Source organism: Streptomyces sp. SAS_270 (genome assembly GCF_052543295.1).
In genome coordinates this window covers 110588-126262 of record NZ_JBMNDS010000013.1, presented here as the reverse complement: position 1 = coordinate 126262, position 15675 = coordinate 110588, and the positions used below count along the sequence as shown (strand labels likewise).

Annotated in this window: 12 protein-coding genes; 6 read left to right on the top strand and 6 right to left on the bottom strand. The window is 71.9% G+C overall.

The genetic code is table 11. From position 1 onward, the window contains the following. Positions 1–161: 161 nt before the first annotated feature. The 3 genes from ACN6LB_RS12165 to rsmH all read right to left on the bottom strand — a co-directional run bounded on the left by ACN6LB_RS12165 (position 162) and on the right by rsmH (position 3739). Complete coding sequence (locus ACN6LB_RS12165; RefSeq protein WP_445025818.1) at positions 162–2123, bottom strand: peptidoglycan D,D-transpeptidase FtsI family protein; 1962 nt, start codon at positions 2121–2123, stop codon at positions 162–164. A gap of 5 nt (positions 2124–2128) precedes the next feature. Further along, positions 2129–2686, bottom strand: coding sequence for a septum formation initiator family protein (locus tag ACN6LB_RS12160; RefSeq protein WP_445025817.1), 558 nt, complete (start codon positions 2684–2686; stop codon positions 2129–2131). A gap of 96 nt (positions 2687–2782) precedes the next feature. Next, positions 2783–3739 (bottom strand): 16S rRNA (cytosine(1402)-N(4))-methyltransferase RsmH, encoded by a 957-nt coding sequence (rsmH, locus tag ACN6LB_RS12155; RefSeq protein WP_356138161.1) that lies wholly within the window; start codon positions 3737–3739, stop codon positions 2783–2785. A gap of 432 nt (positions 3740–4171) precedes the next feature. Here rsmH and ACN6LB_RS12150 point away from each other — a divergent pair, with 432 nt between their 5' ends. From ACN6LB_RS12150 to ACN6LB_RS12135, 4 genes are all read left to right on the top strand, one after another. Beyond that, positions 4172–4720 carry a beta-class carbonic anhydrase gene (locus tag ACN6LB_RS12150; RefSeq protein ID WP_445025816.1) on the top strand — a complete coding sequence of 183 codons (549 nt, stop codon included), beginning with the start codon at positions 4172–4174 and terminating at the stop codon, positions 4718–4720. Between the two features lie 265 nt (positions 4721–4985). After that, on the top strand, positions 4986–6017 hold the full coding sequence (locus ACN6LB_RS12145) for an AAA family ATPase (RefSeq protein WP_356138165.1): 1032 nt from the start codon (positions 4986–4988) through the stop codon (positions 6015–6017). Next, positions 6017–7381 (top strand): DUF58 domain-containing protein, encoded by a 1365-nt coding sequence (locus ACN6LB_RS12140; RefSeq protein ID WP_445025815.1) that lies wholly within the window; start codon positions 6017–6019, stop codon positions 7379–7381. Before ACN6LB_RS12145 ends, ACN6LB_RS12140 begins: the two co-directional genes overlap by 1 nt. Beyond that, positions 7378–9891 (top strand): transglutaminase TgpA family protein, encoded by a 2514-nt coding sequence (locus tag ACN6LB_RS12135; protein ID WP_445025814.1) that lies wholly within the window; start codon positions 7378–7380, stop codon positions 9889–9891. The genes ACN6LB_RS12140 and ACN6LB_RS12135 overlap by 4 nt, the downstream gene beginning before the upstream one ends. Before the next feature lie 480 nt (positions 9892–10371). Here the strand turns inward: ACN6LB_RS12135 and ACN6LB_RS12130 are convergent, their stop codons facing one another. The 3 genes from ACN6LB_RS12130 to ACN6LB_RS12120 form a co-directional block, all read right to left on the bottom strand. Further along, positions 10372–10767 carry a DUF3040 domain-containing protein gene (locus ACN6LB_RS12130; protein ID WP_356139909.1) on the bottom strand — a complete coding sequence of 132 codons (396 nt, stop codon included), beginning with the start codon at positions 10765–10767 and terminating at the stop codon, positions 10372–10374. Positions 10768–11042: 275 nt separating this feature from the next. Then, on the bottom strand, positions 11043–11870 hold the full coding sequence (locus ACN6LB_RS12125) for a class I SAM-dependent methyltransferase (protein WP_445025813.1): 828 nt from the start codon (positions 11868–11870) through the stop codon (positions 11043–11045). A 189-nt stretch (positions 11871–12059) separates the two neighbouring features. Next, the gene (locus ACN6LB_RS12120; RefSeq protein ID WP_356139907.1) at positions 12060–12599 is read right to left on the bottom strand and encodes an SAV_6107 family HEPN domain-containing protein; all 540 of its coding nucleotides are present in this window, start codon (positions 12597–12599) and stop codon (positions 12060–12062) included. Between the two features lie 187 nt (positions 12600–12786). Here ACN6LB_RS12120 and ACN6LB_RS12115 point away from each other — a divergent pair, with 187 nt between their 5' ends. Both ACN6LB_RS12115 and ACN6LB_RS12110 read left to right on the top strand, forming a co-directional pair. Next, positions 12787–13599 (top strand): ATP-binding cassette domain-containing protein, encoded by an 813-nt coding sequence (locus ACN6LB_RS12115; RefSeq protein WP_356139906.1) that lies wholly within the window; start codon positions 12787–12789, stop codon positions 13597–13599. Continuing rightward, on the top strand, positions 13571–15655 hold the full coding sequence (locus ACN6LB_RS12110; protein WP_445025812.1) for a YhgE/Pip family protein: 2085 nt from the start codon (positions 13571–13573) through the stop codon (positions 15653–15655). The genes ACN6LB_RS12115 and ACN6LB_RS12110 overlap by 29 nt, the downstream gene beginning before the upstream one ends. Positions 15656–15675 lie beyond the last annotated feature (20 nt).

The following is a 15675-nucleotide window of genomic DNA, read 5'->3' as shown; positions in this document are numbered from 1 at the left end:
GCGTACCGGGCGCACCCCCGCCGGAGCGAAGCGAGGGGCTGGGCGAGCCATGGTTCCCGGAGTCGGGAGTGATCGTTGTCACGGGCTGGTTCCTGGTCGGTGTTCCGGGTGGTAAGGGCATTTCCGGGCGGTGCCGATCGGGCCGTGGGGCGGCGGTTGGGTCAGGGCGTGAAGTCGACGGGCAGTCTGGCGGGCTGCGCGCCGGTGGGCGGGACCTGGAGGGTCTTCAGGGCGAACTCCATGACCTGCTTGTAGATCGGGCCGCAGATCTGGCCGCCGAAGTAGTTGCCCTTGGTGGCGTTCTGGATCGCGCAGTAGACGGTGATCCGCGGCTTGTCCGCGGGCGCGAATCCGGCGAACGACGAGGTGTAGCCGTGGTACTTGCCGGTGGCCGGATCCACGCGGTTGGCCGTACCCGTCTTGCCCGCGACCCGGTAGCCGGGGATGCGCGCCTTGGCGCCGGTGCCCTCCTCGTCGTCCACCACGGACTCCAGCATCTGGGCGAGGTTCTTCGCCGTCTTCTCGCTCACGACCCTTGTCTTCTTGGGCTTCGCGGCCGGGGTGAAGCGTCCGTCGGGCCCCTTCGTGCCGCGCACGAGGGTGGGCTCGATCCGTACGCCGCCGTTGGCGATCGTCGAGTAGACGGACGCCGCCTGCATCGCGTTGATCGACACGCCCTGGCCGAAAGGAATCGTGTACTGCTGCGAGGTGGACCACTTGCCGGGGGGCGCGAGGATGCCCGGGGTCTCGCCAGGGAAGCCGAGCCCGGTGGCGCTGCCGATGCCGAACTTGCGCAGGTAGGAGTAGAGGACCTGGTTCGCCTGCCGCTGCGTCTTGCCGAGCTGGCCGGCCGCCAGGATGGTGCCGATGTTGCTGGACTTGGCGAGGACGCCGTTGAGCGTCAGGTTCCAGGTCTTGTGGTCGATGTCGTCCTGGAAGAGGCGGTCGCCGCGGTGCAGCCGGTTGGGCACGACCACGTGCGTGGCGGGCGTGGCGACGTTCTCCTCCAGTACGGCCGCCATCGACATGACCTTGGCGGTGGAGCCGGGCTCGAAGGCGTCCTGGAGGGCGGCGTTGCCCATGGCGGCCGAGTTGGCCTGGGAGAGGTCGTTCGGGTCGAAGCCGGGCGAGTTGGCCATGGCGAGGATCTGGCCCGTCCGGGTGTCCTGCACTATCACGTACCCGCGGTCCGCCCTGGACTTCTTCACCTGGTCGGTGATGGCGTTCTGTGCGGCCCACTGGATGTCGCGGTCGATGGTCAGCTCGACGTCGGAGCCGGCCACGGCGGGTGTCTCGGTGGAGCCCGCGGTCGGCACCTGGCGGCCGCCGGACTGGGCGTAGCGGATCTTGCCGTCCTTGCCGGAGAGCACCTTCTCCAGCTGCTGCTCGACCCCGCCGCCCCCCTTGCCGTCGGCGTTGACCCAGCCCAGTATCCCGGCGGCGAGGTCGCTGTTGGGGTACACGCGCTTGGTGGTGGGCTCGGAGAAGACGCCCGCGAGGACGTTGACGGTGGTCTTGTCCGTGCCCGCCTTCGCGGTGAGCGCGCTCTTGAGGTCCTTGATCTGGTTCCAGACCTGCGGGGTCAGGCGCCGGGCGAGCCGGACGTACTGCGTGTGCTTCGTCCGGAGCTTCCTGGCGACCGTGTCCGCGTCCTGGCCGAGGATCGGGGCGAGCAGCGCCGCGGCCTGTTCAGGGGCGTCCGACGTCTTGGTGGCCTTGGCCGTGAACATCGTGGGGTCGGCCGTGATGTCGTACGCGTCCACGCTGGTCGCGAGTTCGACGCCGTCGCGGTCCGTGATGCCGCCGCGCTCGGCGGCCAGGGTGCGGCCGACGTACCGGTTCTGCTGGGCCTTGGCGGCATAGGTGCTCGCGTCCACGGCCTGCACCTGGAGCAGCCGTACGACGAAGGCGACCATCACCAGGGCGAGCGCGAGGCCGACCATGCGCAGCCGCGGCCGGGGGCTGCCCAGCCGCAGGACGGTCGGGCCGGCCTGGCGGGGCGGGGCGGGGCGGCGTACGGGCCGGGCGGGGCGGACACCGGGGCCCGGGCGCCGCTGGCTCCCGGGACGTACGGGCCTGGCGGGGCCGGGCACACGGCGGCGCGGCGGTTCCCTGTCGGACACTTCCGTCACCTGCCGGGGGTCGGGGAGGGCTGCGTGGGCGGGGCGGTGGTGGCCTGCGGGACGAAGCCGCTGTCCACCGGGCTCGACGTCGTCGGTGTCGCGGTCGGTGTCGGCGTCGGGGTGGGCGTGGGCGTGGCGGTCGGTGCGGTGGCGATGGCCTCGGGCGGGCGCACGAGCGGGATACGGACCGAGGTCTGCCGGGCGGCCGCTCCGGGCACGCCCTTGACGGTGCCGTCCGGGTCGAGGAAGGCCGGGTCGCCGCCCGGGATCATGCCCAGCTCGCGGGCGCGGCGCTGGAGGGCGTCGGGCGCGGAGTAGGCGTCCACGTCCCGCTGGAGCTGCTGCTCCTCGTCGGTGAGGCTCTTGGTGTTCTTCTGGAGGTCGTCCAGGCGGAACGCGCCTTCGCTCAGTGCGGAGTTCAGCACCAGGAGACCGATGAGCCCGCCGCCGAGCAGCAGCACGACGAGCAGAACGAAGGGGGTGCGGGCGGCCTGACCCGCGCCCGCAGGAAGCAGGCGGGCGAGACGGGCGGCCCTGCCCCTCAGTTCGGGTCTGCTACTCACACGCCCTCCCCGCGAGTCCGGGCTTCCGACCGAGTTTGGATTTCCGACGCACTCACGCTCCCCTTCGTGTGCCTCACCCGGCCCCCTTCTCGTGCGTCACTCGGCGTCCTCGCGGATGCGCTGCGCCGCCCGCAGCCGCGCGGGAGCCGCCCGGCGGTTCTCGGCGACCTCTTCCTCTGTGGGAAGTTCGGCACCGCGCGTCAGCAGCTTGAGCCGGGGCTGGTAGCGCTCAGGCACGACCGGCAGACCGGGCGGCGCGGTGTTGGCGGCGCCGGCCGCGAACACCTGCTTGACCAGCCGGTCCTCCAGGGAGTGGTACGACAGCACGGCGATCCGGCCGCCGACGGCGAGCGCCTTCACGGCCGCGGGGACCGCCGCCTCCAGGACGCTCAGTTCGCCGTTGACCTCGATGCGCAGCGCCTGGAAGGTGCGCTTGGCGGGGTTGCCGCCGGTGCGCTTGGCGGCCTGCGGCAAGGAGTCGCGGATCAGTTCGACGAGCCGCGCGCTGTTGCTGAAGGGCTCCTTCTCGCGCTCGCGCACGACGGCGGAGACGATCCGCTTGGCCTGCTTCTCCTCGCCGTACGCCCGCAGGATCCGCACCAGTTCGCCCGGCGGGTAGGTGTTGAGCACCTCGGCCGCGCTGATGCCGGTCGTCTGGTCCATGCGCATGTCGAGCGGGGCGTCCTGCGCGTAGGCGAACCCGCGGTCGGCCTCGTCGAGTTGCATGGAGGAGACGCCGAGGTCGAACAGGATGCCCTCGACGCGCGGGATGCCCAGGCGGTCGAGTACGTCGGGGAGTTCGTCGTAGACCGCGTGGACGAGCGTGGCGCGGTCGCCGTAGGGGGCGAGCCGCTCACCGGAGAGGCGCAGCGCCTCCTTGTCCCGGTCCAGGGCGACGAGGCGGGCCTCGGGGAACCGGGCGAGCAGCGCCTCACTGTGGCCGCCGAGGCCGAGGGTGCAGTCGACGACCACGGCTCCCGGGCGCTCCAGCGCGGGCGCCAGCATGTCCAGGCACCGCTGGAGCATCACCGGAACATGTCGACTCTGGCTCAAGGGGCCCTCTCAGGTCCGGCACGGCCCACGTACCGCCGGGTCCCCGCCCGCTCGTGAAGGGGAGGCCCGCCGGCGCCGGGTGAGTGGCGTCAGCCGACCGGAGCGGGAGGAGGCCGAGCCGTACGTACGCGCCGCGCACGCGGGGAGACGCCGGAAAATCGCCGGGCCTCCGGGGAACAACAGTCCAGCAGGGAGGGCCTCGCCTCCCGCTTCGCGTCACTTTAGTCCACGGTGTCTCGCGGTCAATCAACCGGCATGCGCGTCGCGGGCCGGTCCTCGGTGAAACACCGACGAAGCCGCGAACAGGGCGAAACAACCCGTACGGGCGCACCCGCGACACCCTTGTGGGTTACCTCACAACAAGGCTTGATGATGTTCTTTGTCCGCTCTCACACCAGGACTACTCCATCCGTGACCAGTACCGTTATCGGTATGACGACTTCTGCATCCGTTCCCACAGAGCCCGCAGACGCCATACCGACCGACGGCACCGTGACAGACCGCCTCGTCGATGCGAACGAGCGGTACGCCGCCGCGTTCACCGACCCGGGGATGGACGCCCGTCCCGTCCTGCACGTCGCGGTGGTCGCGTGCATGGACGCGAGGCTCGACCTGCACGCCGCTCTCGGCCTCGAACTGGGCGACTGTCACACGATCCGCAACGCGGGCGGGGTGGTCACCGACGATGTGATCCGCTCCCTGACCATCAGCCAGCGCGCGCTCGGCACCCGCAGCGTCGTCCTGATCCACCACACCGGCTGCGGCATGCAGGCCATCACCGAGGACTTCCGGCACGACCTGGAGATGGAGGTCGGACAGCGCCCCGCCTGGGCGGTGGAGGCCTTCCGGGACGTCGAGCAGGACGTACGGCAGTCGATGCAGCGGGTGCGCACCTCGCCGTTCCTGCTGCACAAGAACGACGTGCGCGGCTTCGTCTTCGACGTGCACTCGGGCCTGCTGCGCGAGATAGACCCGGCCTGACAGCCCTGGCAGGGGCCCCCTCACCACCCCTCCGAGCCCTCATGGGACCCTCACCTCACGAAAACCCCCCGGACATCCGGCGCCCAAAAGGTCGCAAGACCTGACATATCGCAGCCAGTTATCCACAGGCGAGTGACACGAACCGGTAACGGCAACAAGAATGCGGGTGTGGCGTCACGCGGAACTTTTCGCGCGTGGTGTCCGTGTTTCGGGGTGGGCCGGTCCGCATGGGGCGTCGGCCCGGGAAAGGGCCGAGGAGGGCCGGGTGACGACCTATGACGATCGAGCGAGCCTTACAGATCTGACCGCCACTGTGGAGCGTGTCCGCAGTTCGGTGGAAGGAGTGATCGAAGGCAAGCCCGAGGTCGTACGGCTTTCGCTGACCGTACTGCTCGCCGAGGGCCATCTTCTGATCGAGGATGTCCCGGGCGTCGGCAAGACCATGCTGGCCAAGGCGCTGGCGCGGTCCATCGACTGCTCGGTGCGGCGCATTCAGTTCACGCCCGACCTGCTGCCCTCGGACATCACGGGTGTGTCCATCTGGGACCAGCAGCGCCGGGACTTCGAGTTCAAGCCGGGGGCGATCTTCGCGCAGATCGTGATCGGCGACGAGATCAACCGCGCCTCACCGAAGACGCAGTCGGCGCTCCTTGAGTCCATGGAGGAGCGCCAGGTCACCATCGACGGGCAGACCTACGAACTGCCGAGCCCCTTCATGGTGGTGGCCACGCAGAACCCGGTCGAGATGGAGGGCACCTACCCGCTGCCCGAGGCGCAGCGCGACCGCTTCATGGCCCGCGTCTCCATCGGCTATCCCAGCGCGGAGGCCGAGCTGCAGATGCTCGACATCCACGGCGGGGCGTCCCCGCTGGACGACCTCCAGCCGGTGGCCCACGCGCACGAGATCCTGAAACTCATCGACGCGGTCCGCACGGTCCACGTCGCGGACACGGTACGGCGGTACGCGGTCGACCTGGTCGCCGCCACCCGCAGCCATCCGGATCTCAGACTCGGCGCCTCGCCGCGCGCCACGCTCCATCTACTGCGCGCGGCGAAGGCCTCGGCCGCCCTCAGCGGCCGGGACTACGCACTGCCGGACGACGTGCAGGCGCTCGCCGTGGCGGTGCTGGCCCACCGCCTGCTGCCCACGGCCCAGGCCCAGTTGAACCGTCGTACGGCGGAGCAGGTCGTCCAGGAGATCCTGCAGCGCACCGCCGTGCCGGCCGCACCCCAGCAGCAGTCCGGCTTCCCGGTGGGCTCACCCACCTACGGCCAGCAGCCGCCACGGAGGCTGTGATGACGCAAGCGGGGACCGGGCACACCGCCGAGGAGGACAAGGGCGGGCTGCGCACGGCCCTCGCCGGTCTCACCACCCGCGGGCGCTCCTTCCTGGCAGCCGGAGTGGCGGCGGCCGTCTGCGCGTACGTCCTGGGGCAGAGCGATCTGCTCCGGGTCGGCCTGCTGCTGGCCGTCCTGCCGCTGGTCTGCGCGACCGTGCTCTACCGCACGCGCTACCGGGTGGCGGGCAGTCGCCGCCTCTCCCCCGGGCGCGTGCCCGCCGGCAGCGAGGCGCGTGTCCATCTGCGGATGGACAACGTCTCGCGGCTGCCCACCGGGCTGCTGATGCTCCAGGACCGGGTGCCGTACGTGCTCGGTCCGCGCCCCCGGTTCGTGCTGGACCGGGTGGAGGCGGGCGGCCGCCGCGAGGTGTCCTACCGCGTGCGCTCGGACCTGCGCGGCCGCTACCCGCTGGGCCCGCTGCAACTGCGCCTGACCGACCCCTTCGGGATGTGCGAACTGACCCGCTCCTTCTCGACGTACGACACCCTGACCGTCATTCCGCGCGTGGAGGCGCTGCCGCCGGTCCGGCTGACCGGCGAGGCCAAGGGGTACGGCGACGGGCGGCAGCGCTCGCTGGCACTGGCCGGCGAGGACGACGTGATCCCGCGCGGATACCGGCACGGCGACGATCTGCGCCGCGTGCACTGGCGGTTGACCGCGCGCTACGGCGAGCTGATGGTCCGCCGCGAGGAGCAGCCGCAGCGGTCCCGCTGCACGGTGCTGCTGGACACGCGCGGCCTCGCCTACCAGGGCGCGGGCCCGGACTCCGCTTTCGAGTGGGCGGTGTCGGGCACGGCGTCCACGCTGGTGCACATGCTGGAACGGGGCTTCTCCGTACGGCTGCTGACGGACACCGGCAGTTCGGTGCCCGGCGAGGGCGCCGACGGGTTCACGGGCGCGAGCCAGGAGTCGGCGGACGCGGCCGGACTGATGATGGACACCCTGGCGGTCATCGACCACTCCGACGGCACCGGGCTCTCCCGGGCCTACGACGTGCTGCGCAGCGGCAACGAAGGGCTGTTGATCGCCTTCCTCGGCGATCTGGACGAGGAGCAGGCGACGGTGCTCGCCAAGATGCGCCAGCGCAGCGGCGGAGCCGTCGCCTTCCTGCTGGACAGTGACGCCTGGGTGCGGGAACCGAGCGAGGTTCCCGACCCGTTGGACAGGAGCGAGGATCGACTGCGCATGCTGCGCGAGGCGGGCTGGACCGCTCTGAAGGTGCCGCGCGGGAGCGGGCTCGCCGACCTGTGGCAGCAGGCCGACCGGCAGCGCTCGGGCGTCGCCTCGACGGGGAGCACGGCGAGGGGTGGTGGCTCATGAGCGGGCGTGCGCGACTGGCGCTGTGCGCCGCGGCCGCCACACTGATGGCCGCCTGCGCCCTGCTGCCGCTGGTGGACCCGGCGACCTGGATCCTCCAGGCGGCGTTTCTGCTCGCCGTGCAGACCGGTGTGGGTGCGCTGACCCGGCGGGTTCCGCTGGCCCGGCCGCTGACCGTGGCGGTGCAGGCGCTGGTGACACTGATGCTGCTGACGCTGGTCTTCGCCCGTCAGCAGGCCATCGCCGGGATCGTGCCCGGGCCCGAGGCGTTCCACCGCCTCGGCATGCTGCTCCAGGCGGGCACCGACGACGTCGGACGGTTCGCCATTCCGGCGCCGCTGTCCGAGGGCATCCGGCTGATGATGGTCGGCGGCGTGCTGGTCATCGGGCTCGCGGTGGACGCCCTCGCGGTGACGTTCCGCAGCGCCGCCCCGGCCGGGCTGCCGCTGCTCGCGCTGTACTCGGTCGCCGCGGGACTGTCCGGTGGCGGCGCCGCATGGCTGTGGTTCCTGCTCGCGGCCGCCGGCTATCTGATGCTGCTCCTCGCCGAGGGCCGCGACCGGCTCTCGCAGTGGGGCCGCGTCTTCGGCGGTGCGGCGCGCACCGCGGGCCCGGAGTCCTCCACCGGGGCCCTCGCGCCCGTCCGCACCGGGCGGCGCATCGGCGCGGTCGCGCTGGGCATCGCCCTGGTGGTGCCGCTCGGCCTGCCGGCGCTCGACGGCGGCCTGCTGGACGGCGCCGGGAGGGGCGTCGGCTCCGGCACGGGCGGTGGCGGCACGATCTCCGCGGTGAACCCGCTGGTCTCGCTCCGCGACAGCCTGAACGTGAACGAGGACCGCCAGGTCATGTCGTACCGCACCAACACGGACGACACCCAGGACCTGTATCTGCGGATCGTCTCCCTGGACGACTTCGACGGGACGGCCTGGAAGCCCGCCCAGCGGCACATCATCGATGTGCCGGACACGTTCCCGACGCCGACCGGCCTCGGCGGCGACGTCCGGCGGACCGAGATCCGGACCAGGATCGCGGCGGCGGACTGGTACGCGCAGGACTGGCTGCCGATGCCGTACCCGGCGAACAAGGTGAACATCAAGGGCAACTGGCGCTACGAGCCGGTGGGCCGCACCCTCGTGGGAGACCACGGGCAGAACACCCGGGGCGCGCAGTACGAGGTCACGAGCCTGATCGTGCAACCGACCGCGGAGCAGCTCGCAAACGCTCCGGAGCCGTCGGACGACATGAAGCGCGACTACACGAATGTGCCGTCGTCGTTGCCGCCGGTGGTGGGCAGGACCGCCCGCCAGGTCACCGAGGGCGCGCAGAACCACTACGAGCAGGCCGTCAAGCTCCAGGACTACTTCGCCGTGACCGGCGGCTTCACCTACGACACCCAGGTGCAGGCCGGCAGCGGTTCCGCGGCGATCGCGAAGTTCCTGAAGGACAAGGAGGGCTTCTGCGTCCACTTCTCCTTCGCGATGGCCGCGATGGCGCGGACGCTGGGGATACCCGCCCGGGTCGCGGTGGGCTTCACGCCGGGCTCCCCGCAGGGCGACGGCTCGATGTCGGTCGGTCTGCGCGACGCGCACGCCTGGCCGGAGCTGTACTTCGAGGGCATCGGCTGGACCCGTTTCGAGCCGACCCCCAACCGCGGCTCGGTGCCGTCCTACACCCAGCCGGACTCCTCCGGGAGCGACCTGCCCGACGTGCCGAAGCCGTCGACGTCTGCCTCCACGGCGCCGTCCGCCGCGCCGTCCGCCAGTGAGAGCTGCTCGGCCGAGCAGAAGAAGCTGGAGGCGTGCAGCGGGGTGCTGCCGCAGAACAAGGCGGGGTCGGGCGACGACGGTCCGCCCTGGTACAAGATCCTTTGGTGGACGCTGGCGGGTGCTGCCGTGCTCGCACTGCCGTTGGTGCCGATGCTGTGGCGGCTGCGCAGTCGGTCGCTGCGGCTGGCCTCCTCCCAGCACGCGCCCGCCGCTGAGCGGCTCTCGCGCACGGGACGCACAGCCCGCGGTGCGGCAGAGGGCTTCACGGACGGCATCGAGGTGACCGCCCCGGCCGGGGAGGACACCTCGCGCCGCGCCTCCGAGGTGGCCGCGACGCACACGTTGGCAGTCTGGCGCGAGCTCACCGACACGGCGTGGGACTACGGCATCGTGCCGGACGACGCGCTGACCCCGCGCAAGGCGGCCGCACGGATCGTGCGGATCGGGCAGCTCGAACCGGGACCGGCCGAGTCGGTCCATCGGGTGGCCGGGGCCGTGGAGCGCGTGCTCTACGCGCCGCAGCCGCGACCCGAGGCCGGGCTGGCCGACGATGTACGCCGACTGAGGATGGCCCTGCGGTCCTCGTCGAGCCGCACCACCCGGCTGCGTGCGCTCGTCGCCCCCCGCTCGGCCATCCGTGTGGTGTGGGACCTCTCCGAACGCTGGACGGCCGTCAAGGCACGCTGGGCAGCCCGCACAGCAAGCCTGCTGCGCCGCCCGTCGTCACCCGGGGAGCAGAACGGCTGAGCGGCGGCTGAGCGAGTGAGCGGCTGACAGCGACGCCCGGTCCGGGAGGTACGACCTCCTGGCCCGGGCGTTGTGCTGCGCACGCCATCCGGGCCGGGGCCCGGGCCGTGCACGGCAAGGCGGGGCGCCGCCGGGCGCGGCACCCAGCGGCGGCCCGCATCCGGCGGCCGTGGTCTCCCGCTCGCCCCCTGCCCTGCCGTCCACGGCCCGCCCACCGACCGGGCCCGGACCGTGCCACGGCAAAGCCGGGGCGCCGCCGGGCGCGGCACCCAGCGGCGGCCCGCACCCGGCGGCCGTGCTCTCCCGCTCGCCCCCTGCGCTGCCGGTGCCGTCCGCCGGCCGTGCTGCCCCCCGTTCGCCGCGGGACTGCCGGTATGGGCGCGCGCTCTTCTATCCGCGCACATGCTTAAGGGGTGACCGCCTTCTCAGGCGGTCACCCCTGTGTGCGTTTGGGTGTACGAGCGGCTCGAAGAGCCGGGCTCACTGGCCCTGTTCGTCGCGGCGGCGCTGCCACCGTTGTTCGATGCGGTCCATCATGGAGCGGCGCTGTCGTCCCTGACGGCGCGCGGCGGGTGCGCCGGGCGTGGCCGACTGCTCACCGGGCTTGGGGGCCTTGCGCCAGCCGGTGACGGCAAGCACCGCGCAGCCCAGCATGACGAGGAATCCCACCACGCTGACCCAGATCTGCTGTGCGACCATTCCGGCCATGAGGAGCGCGATACCCACCAGGAAGCCCGCGACCGCCTGGTAGACCCGTCGTCGGGTGTACGTACGCAGCCCGCTTCCCTCAAGCGCTGTCGCGAACTTGGGATCTTCGGCGTACAGCGCTCGCTCCATCTGCTCGAGCATTCGCTGCTCGTGCTCCGAGAGCGGCACGGCGTCCTCCTCATCGTGCAGTCGCCGGGGCGACCGGGGGTCCCCTTCAGGATAGGCAGGGAATCGCCCCCGTGAAACCCGCCCCTCTACGCCAATTGGCCAACCGGGACCCGCCATGGCACCCCGGTTCACTGAGGCGTGCATTCCCCAGCGGCCGGTCCGTCATGCCGGACGGTCTCCCTCGATCATACGGCGCCGAGCGGCCGATCGGGGGGCCTGTGGCGTACTCCATGTGCAGCCAAGGCCCTGATCAGCGGGGCGCCGCGGGAGGCGGCTCAGCCCTCCTCCGTCCCCTGAGTCTCACCGAGCACATGCAGTTGTGTCGCCACGGAGTGGAACGCGGCGAGCTCGGCGGCCGCCGCCTCCAGCTTCAGCAGGGCGTCCAGGGCACCCGGCTCGGTGTCCACAAGGACCCCGGGGACGAGGTCCGCGAAGACCCGCACGCCGTGCACGGCACCGACCCGCAGGCCCGCGCCCTCGACCAGCGCGGTGAGCTGTTCGGCGGTGAAGCGGTGGGGTACGGGATCACCCTCGCCCCAGCGGCCGTCCGGGTCGTCGAGCGCCTGCCTGGCCTCCTTGAAGTGCCCGGCGAGGGCGCGCGCGAGCACCGCTCCGCCGAGGCCCGCGGCGAGCAGGCTCAGGACGCCGTCGGGGCGCAGCGCGTCGACCACGTTACGGACGCCCTCGGCGGGGTCGTCCACGTACTCGAGGACGCCGTGGCACAGCACCGCGTCGTACCCGCCGCGCTCGACCACGTCGAACAGGCCGTGCGCGTCGCCCTGGACGCCCTTCACACGCTCGGCGACCCCGGCCTCGGCGGCCCTGCGCTCCAGCGCGAACAGCGCGTTGGGGCTCGGGTCGACGACGGTGACTCGGTGGCCGAGGCGAGCCACGGGCACCGCGAAGTTGCCGCTGCCGCCTCCGGTGTCGAGGACGTCCAGCGATTCCCGCCCCGTGGCCTTGATCCGGCGGTCGAGGGCGCCTTGGAGGACCTCCCAGACCACGGCGGTACGGAGAGAGGCGCGGGGTCGGGAGGGGCCGGAGCGCAGCGACGTCGGTGAGGGGCTTTGGTGGGAGACGGGCGGGCGCATCGGGTCCGACACGGCAGTTGACTCCTCGGCGCGGCACCGCCTCTTGCACGGCGGAGCGATCGACGTGCCTCCCGGCCCCGGGGCCGGGGCGGAAGGCTTCAGGCGGTTCCACCCTATTGCCTCCGATGCCGTACCCGGTCCCCCGTCTCACGCGGCGGATCGCGCGGTGGCGGGGCGCGCGTCCCCGGCACGGGGCGCAGGTCACCCGGCGTCGGGGACGTCACGGTCCTCGTCCTGCCTCGGCTGGGGCAGCACCGGCTGCAGGACGAGCATCCGCTCGACGAGGCGCAGGAACATCGCCACGTCGCGCAGCAGGTCGTCGGCGTCGCGGCTGCTGGCCGCGCCCTGTATGCCCGCCTCGGCACGGGCGCGGCGGCGGGCCCCGGAGGCGAACAGCGCGCTCCACTCGGCGAGTTCGGGCGCTATTTCGGGGAGCACTTCCCAGGCGCTGCGGATGCGTGCCCTGCGTCGGGACGTGGGCTCCGGGCGTCCTCGCGCGGCGAGGACCGCGGCGGCGGTGCGCAGGGCGGCCAAGTGGGCCGTCGCATAGCGCTCGTTGGGTGTTTCGAGGACGGTCGCCTCGTCGAGGCCGGCGCGGGCCTGTGCGAGCAGGTCGAGGGCGGCGGGCGGGGCCGTGGCCCGGCGGAGCACGGGGTGCACATCGCTCGCCGGGCCGGTCAGTGAGGGGGCAGGGCCGGAGGCGCGGCGCCGGTGGGAGGCGGCTGCGGACGAGTTGGCCATGACGAACCTCCTGTCGTCGTGTGACGGCACTGTGGCCGTATGTGCCCATCGTGCGGTATGCCACTGACAATCCGTTCTGACCTGGGCCTTTGCTTCGATCGACAGTTCGGGATAGTTTTTGCACTGACCAGTCAGTTCAAAAATGGGGGTCTTGACCGAGCCCCCGGCTCAGGGGAGCGAGGGGGACATGGACGGGCCGGAGCAAGCTGCCGGAGTCGCTGTGCACGCCGAGGGGTTCGGGCTCAGGGGGCCGCGGGGATGGGCGTTCCGGGACGTCCGTATCGCCGCGGAACCCGGTTCGCTGATCGCGATCGAGGGACCGTCCGGCTCCGGCCGGACATGTCTGCTGCTCGCGCTCACCGGGCGGATGAAGCCGACCGAGGGGACCGCCACGGTGGGCGGTTCGGTGCTGCCGAAGCAGTTGGCGTCGGTGCGGCGCTTCAGCGCACCGGCCCACGTCCCCGGCGTCACCGACCTCGACCCCGCCCTGACCGTCGGGGAGCACCTGAGGGAACGGGCCCTGCTGCAGCGGCGGTTCGACGGTTCCGTGCGCGCTCTCCTGCGACCGCGTGCGGAGCGGATCGCGGCGGCGAAGCTGCGGATCGACACCGCGCTGGCCGCCGCCGGGCTCGACCGGTCCGCGCTGCCCAAGGGCTCGCGGACGGCCGTACGGGATCTGGAGCGCCTGGAGGCGCTGCGGCTGTCCATCGCCCTCGCTCTCATCGGACGCCCGCGTCTGCTGGGCGTCGACGACACCGACCTCAAGCTGTCGGACGCCGAACGGGCCGAGGCCTGGGCCCTGTTGAGGTCCGTCGCCGCCTCCGGCACGACGGTCCTGGCGGTGTGCAGCGAAGCCCCCGAGGACGCCGTCGTGGTGCGGACCTCGCCGCACGAGGACGAGCGCCAAGCGGAGGACTCCGACGCCGGCAGGCCTGACGGCGCGACACGTGACGACGAGAAGGGGGCGGCTGATGCGCTCGCCGAAACTGGCCGTTCTTGAGCTCAGGCGCTTCGGCAGGGGCAGGCTGCCCCGGGCCGCGCTCGCCGCGCTCCTGCTGCTGCCCCTGCTGTACGGCGCTCTGTACCTGTGGTCCTTCTGGGACCCGTACGGCCGCCTGGACCGTATCCCGGTGGCGCTCGTCAACGACGACAAGGGGGCGACCGCCGCGGGCAAGAAGGTCGCGGCGGGCGACGACATCACCGAGGGGCTGCGCGACAGCGACACCTTCGAGTGGCACGAGGTGAGCGCCGCCGAGGCCCGTGCGGGCGTCGAGGACGGCACCTACTACCTGTCGCTGACCATGCCGTCCGACTTCAGTAAGAAGATCGCCTCCAGCTCCGGGGGCTCCCCCGAGACGGGCGCGCTCCAGGTCCGTACGAACGACGCGAACAACTACATCGTCGGGCAGATCTCCAGGACGGTGTTCAGCGAGGTGCGCACGGCCGCGTCCACGAAGGCGTCCCGGTCGTTCCTCGACAAGATCTTCGTGTCGTTCTCGGACATCCACGGGCAGACCGAGAAGGCCGCCAAGGGGGCCGACAAGCTCACGGGCGGGATCGGCAAGGCGGAGAAGGGCTCCAAGGACCTCGCGGACGGGCTGAAGGAGGCGAAGAAGGGCAGCGGCAAGCTCTCCGGTGGCCTCAAGAAGCTCAACACTGGTGCGGGCGACCTGGAGGACGGTTCGCGGCAGGTCGCGGACGGCACACAGAAACTGGCCGACAAGGTCAACGGGGTAGCGGACAAGGTGGGGCCCTTCCTGAAGGGCAACGAGAAGTCGATCGGCGACACGGCACAGCTCGTCGCCGACTCCGCCTCGGGGATCCGCGACAACCTTGACACCCTGGTGAAGACCGCCCCGATCGCCGCCAAGGGCGCCCACACCGCCTCCGACACGCTGAACGCCGTCTACAAGGCGCGCTGCGAGGACCTGCCGCTGCCCGACGCGGCCTGCCCCGACCTGAAGAAGGCCAAGCAGGCGGCCGCGGACGTCGCGAAGGTCGCCGACGACGTCAACACGCTGATCGCCGACCAGGACGGCGACCTCGACAAGCTCGACAAGAACCTCGCCACGCTGCAGAAGCAGGCGCAGGCCCTCGCCGACCGCTCGCCGCACCTCTCCGAGGACCTCACCGACTCCGTATCCAAGATCAACAAGTTGAACGAGGGCGCCGGCAAGGTCGCCGCGGGAGCCAAGACGCTGCACACCGGGCTCGGCACGGCCAAGACCGGCGCCGCGGACCTGGACACCGGCGTCGGCAAGCTCAAGACGGGCGCGTACGACCTCAACGGCGGCATGTACAAGCTCGGTGACGGCTCGGGGAAGCTGGCCGGAGGGCTGCACGACGGCGCCGGGCAGATCCCCGACTACGACAAGAAGGACCGCGACGAGCGCACCGGCGTCATGTCCGATCCGGTACGGCTCGCCTCGAAGGACCTGCACCACGCGCCCAACTACGGCACCGGCTTCGCCCCGTACTTCATCCCGCTCTCCCTGTGGGTGGGCGCGATGGTGGCGTACATGCTGATCCCGCCGCTCAACCGGCGCGCCCTCGCGGCGGGCGGCTCGGCCTGGCGCATCGCGCTGGCGGGCTGGCTGCCGGTGGCCGCCCTGGGTGTGCTGCAGACGGCGGCGCTGATGTCGGTCCTGCACTGGGCGATCGGCCTGGAGATGGTGCGAGCGGCCGGAACGGTGGGCTTCCTCTTCCTGGTGACGGCCTGCTTCGCGGCGATCGTGCAGTGGCTGAACGCACGCTTCGGAGCGGCCGGCCGGATCCTCGTCCTCGCCCTTCTGATGCTCCAGCTGACGTCGGCGGGCGGTACGTATCCCGTCCAGACCAGTCCGGGCTTCTTCAACGCGATCCACCCCTTCCTGCCGATGAGTTACGTCGTCGCGGCCCTGCGCAGGCTCATCACGGGCGGCGGTCTCGGGCCCGTCTGGCAGGCGTGCGCCGTCCTCGTGGCGTTCACCGCGGGCGCTCTCGCGCTCACCGCCCTGTCCGCGCACCGCAAGCAGGTGTGGACCCTCGACCGACTGCACCCGGAGCTGAGCCTGTGACCCCGCACGTGACCGGTCCT

Coding starts and splice junctions, on each gene's coding strand:
- ACN6LB_RS12150 (WP_445025816.1), top strand. CDS start 4,172: ATGACGACTTCTGCATCCGTTCCCACAGAGCCCGCAGACGCCATACCG.
- ACN6LB_RS12140 (WP_445025815.1), top strand. CDS start 6,017: ATGACGCAAGCGGGGACCGGGCACACCGCCGAGGAGGACAAGGGCGGG.
- ACN6LB_RS12115 (WP_356139906.1), top strand. CDS start 12,787: ATGGACGGGCCGGAGCAAGCTGCCGGAGTCGCTGTGCACGCCGAGGGG.
- ACN6LB_RS12135 (WP_445025814.1), top strand. CDS start 7,378: ATGAGCGGGCGTGCGCGACTGGCGCTGTGCGCCGCGGCCGCCACACTG.
- ACN6LB_RS12110 (WP_445025812.1), top strand. CDS start 13,571: ATGCGCTCGCCGAAACTGGCCGTTCTTGAGCTCAGGCGCTTCGGCAGG.
- ACN6LB_RS12120 (WP_356139907.1), bottom strand. CDS start 12,599: ATGGCCAACTCGTCCGCAGCCGCCTCCCACCGGCGCCGCGCCTCCGGC.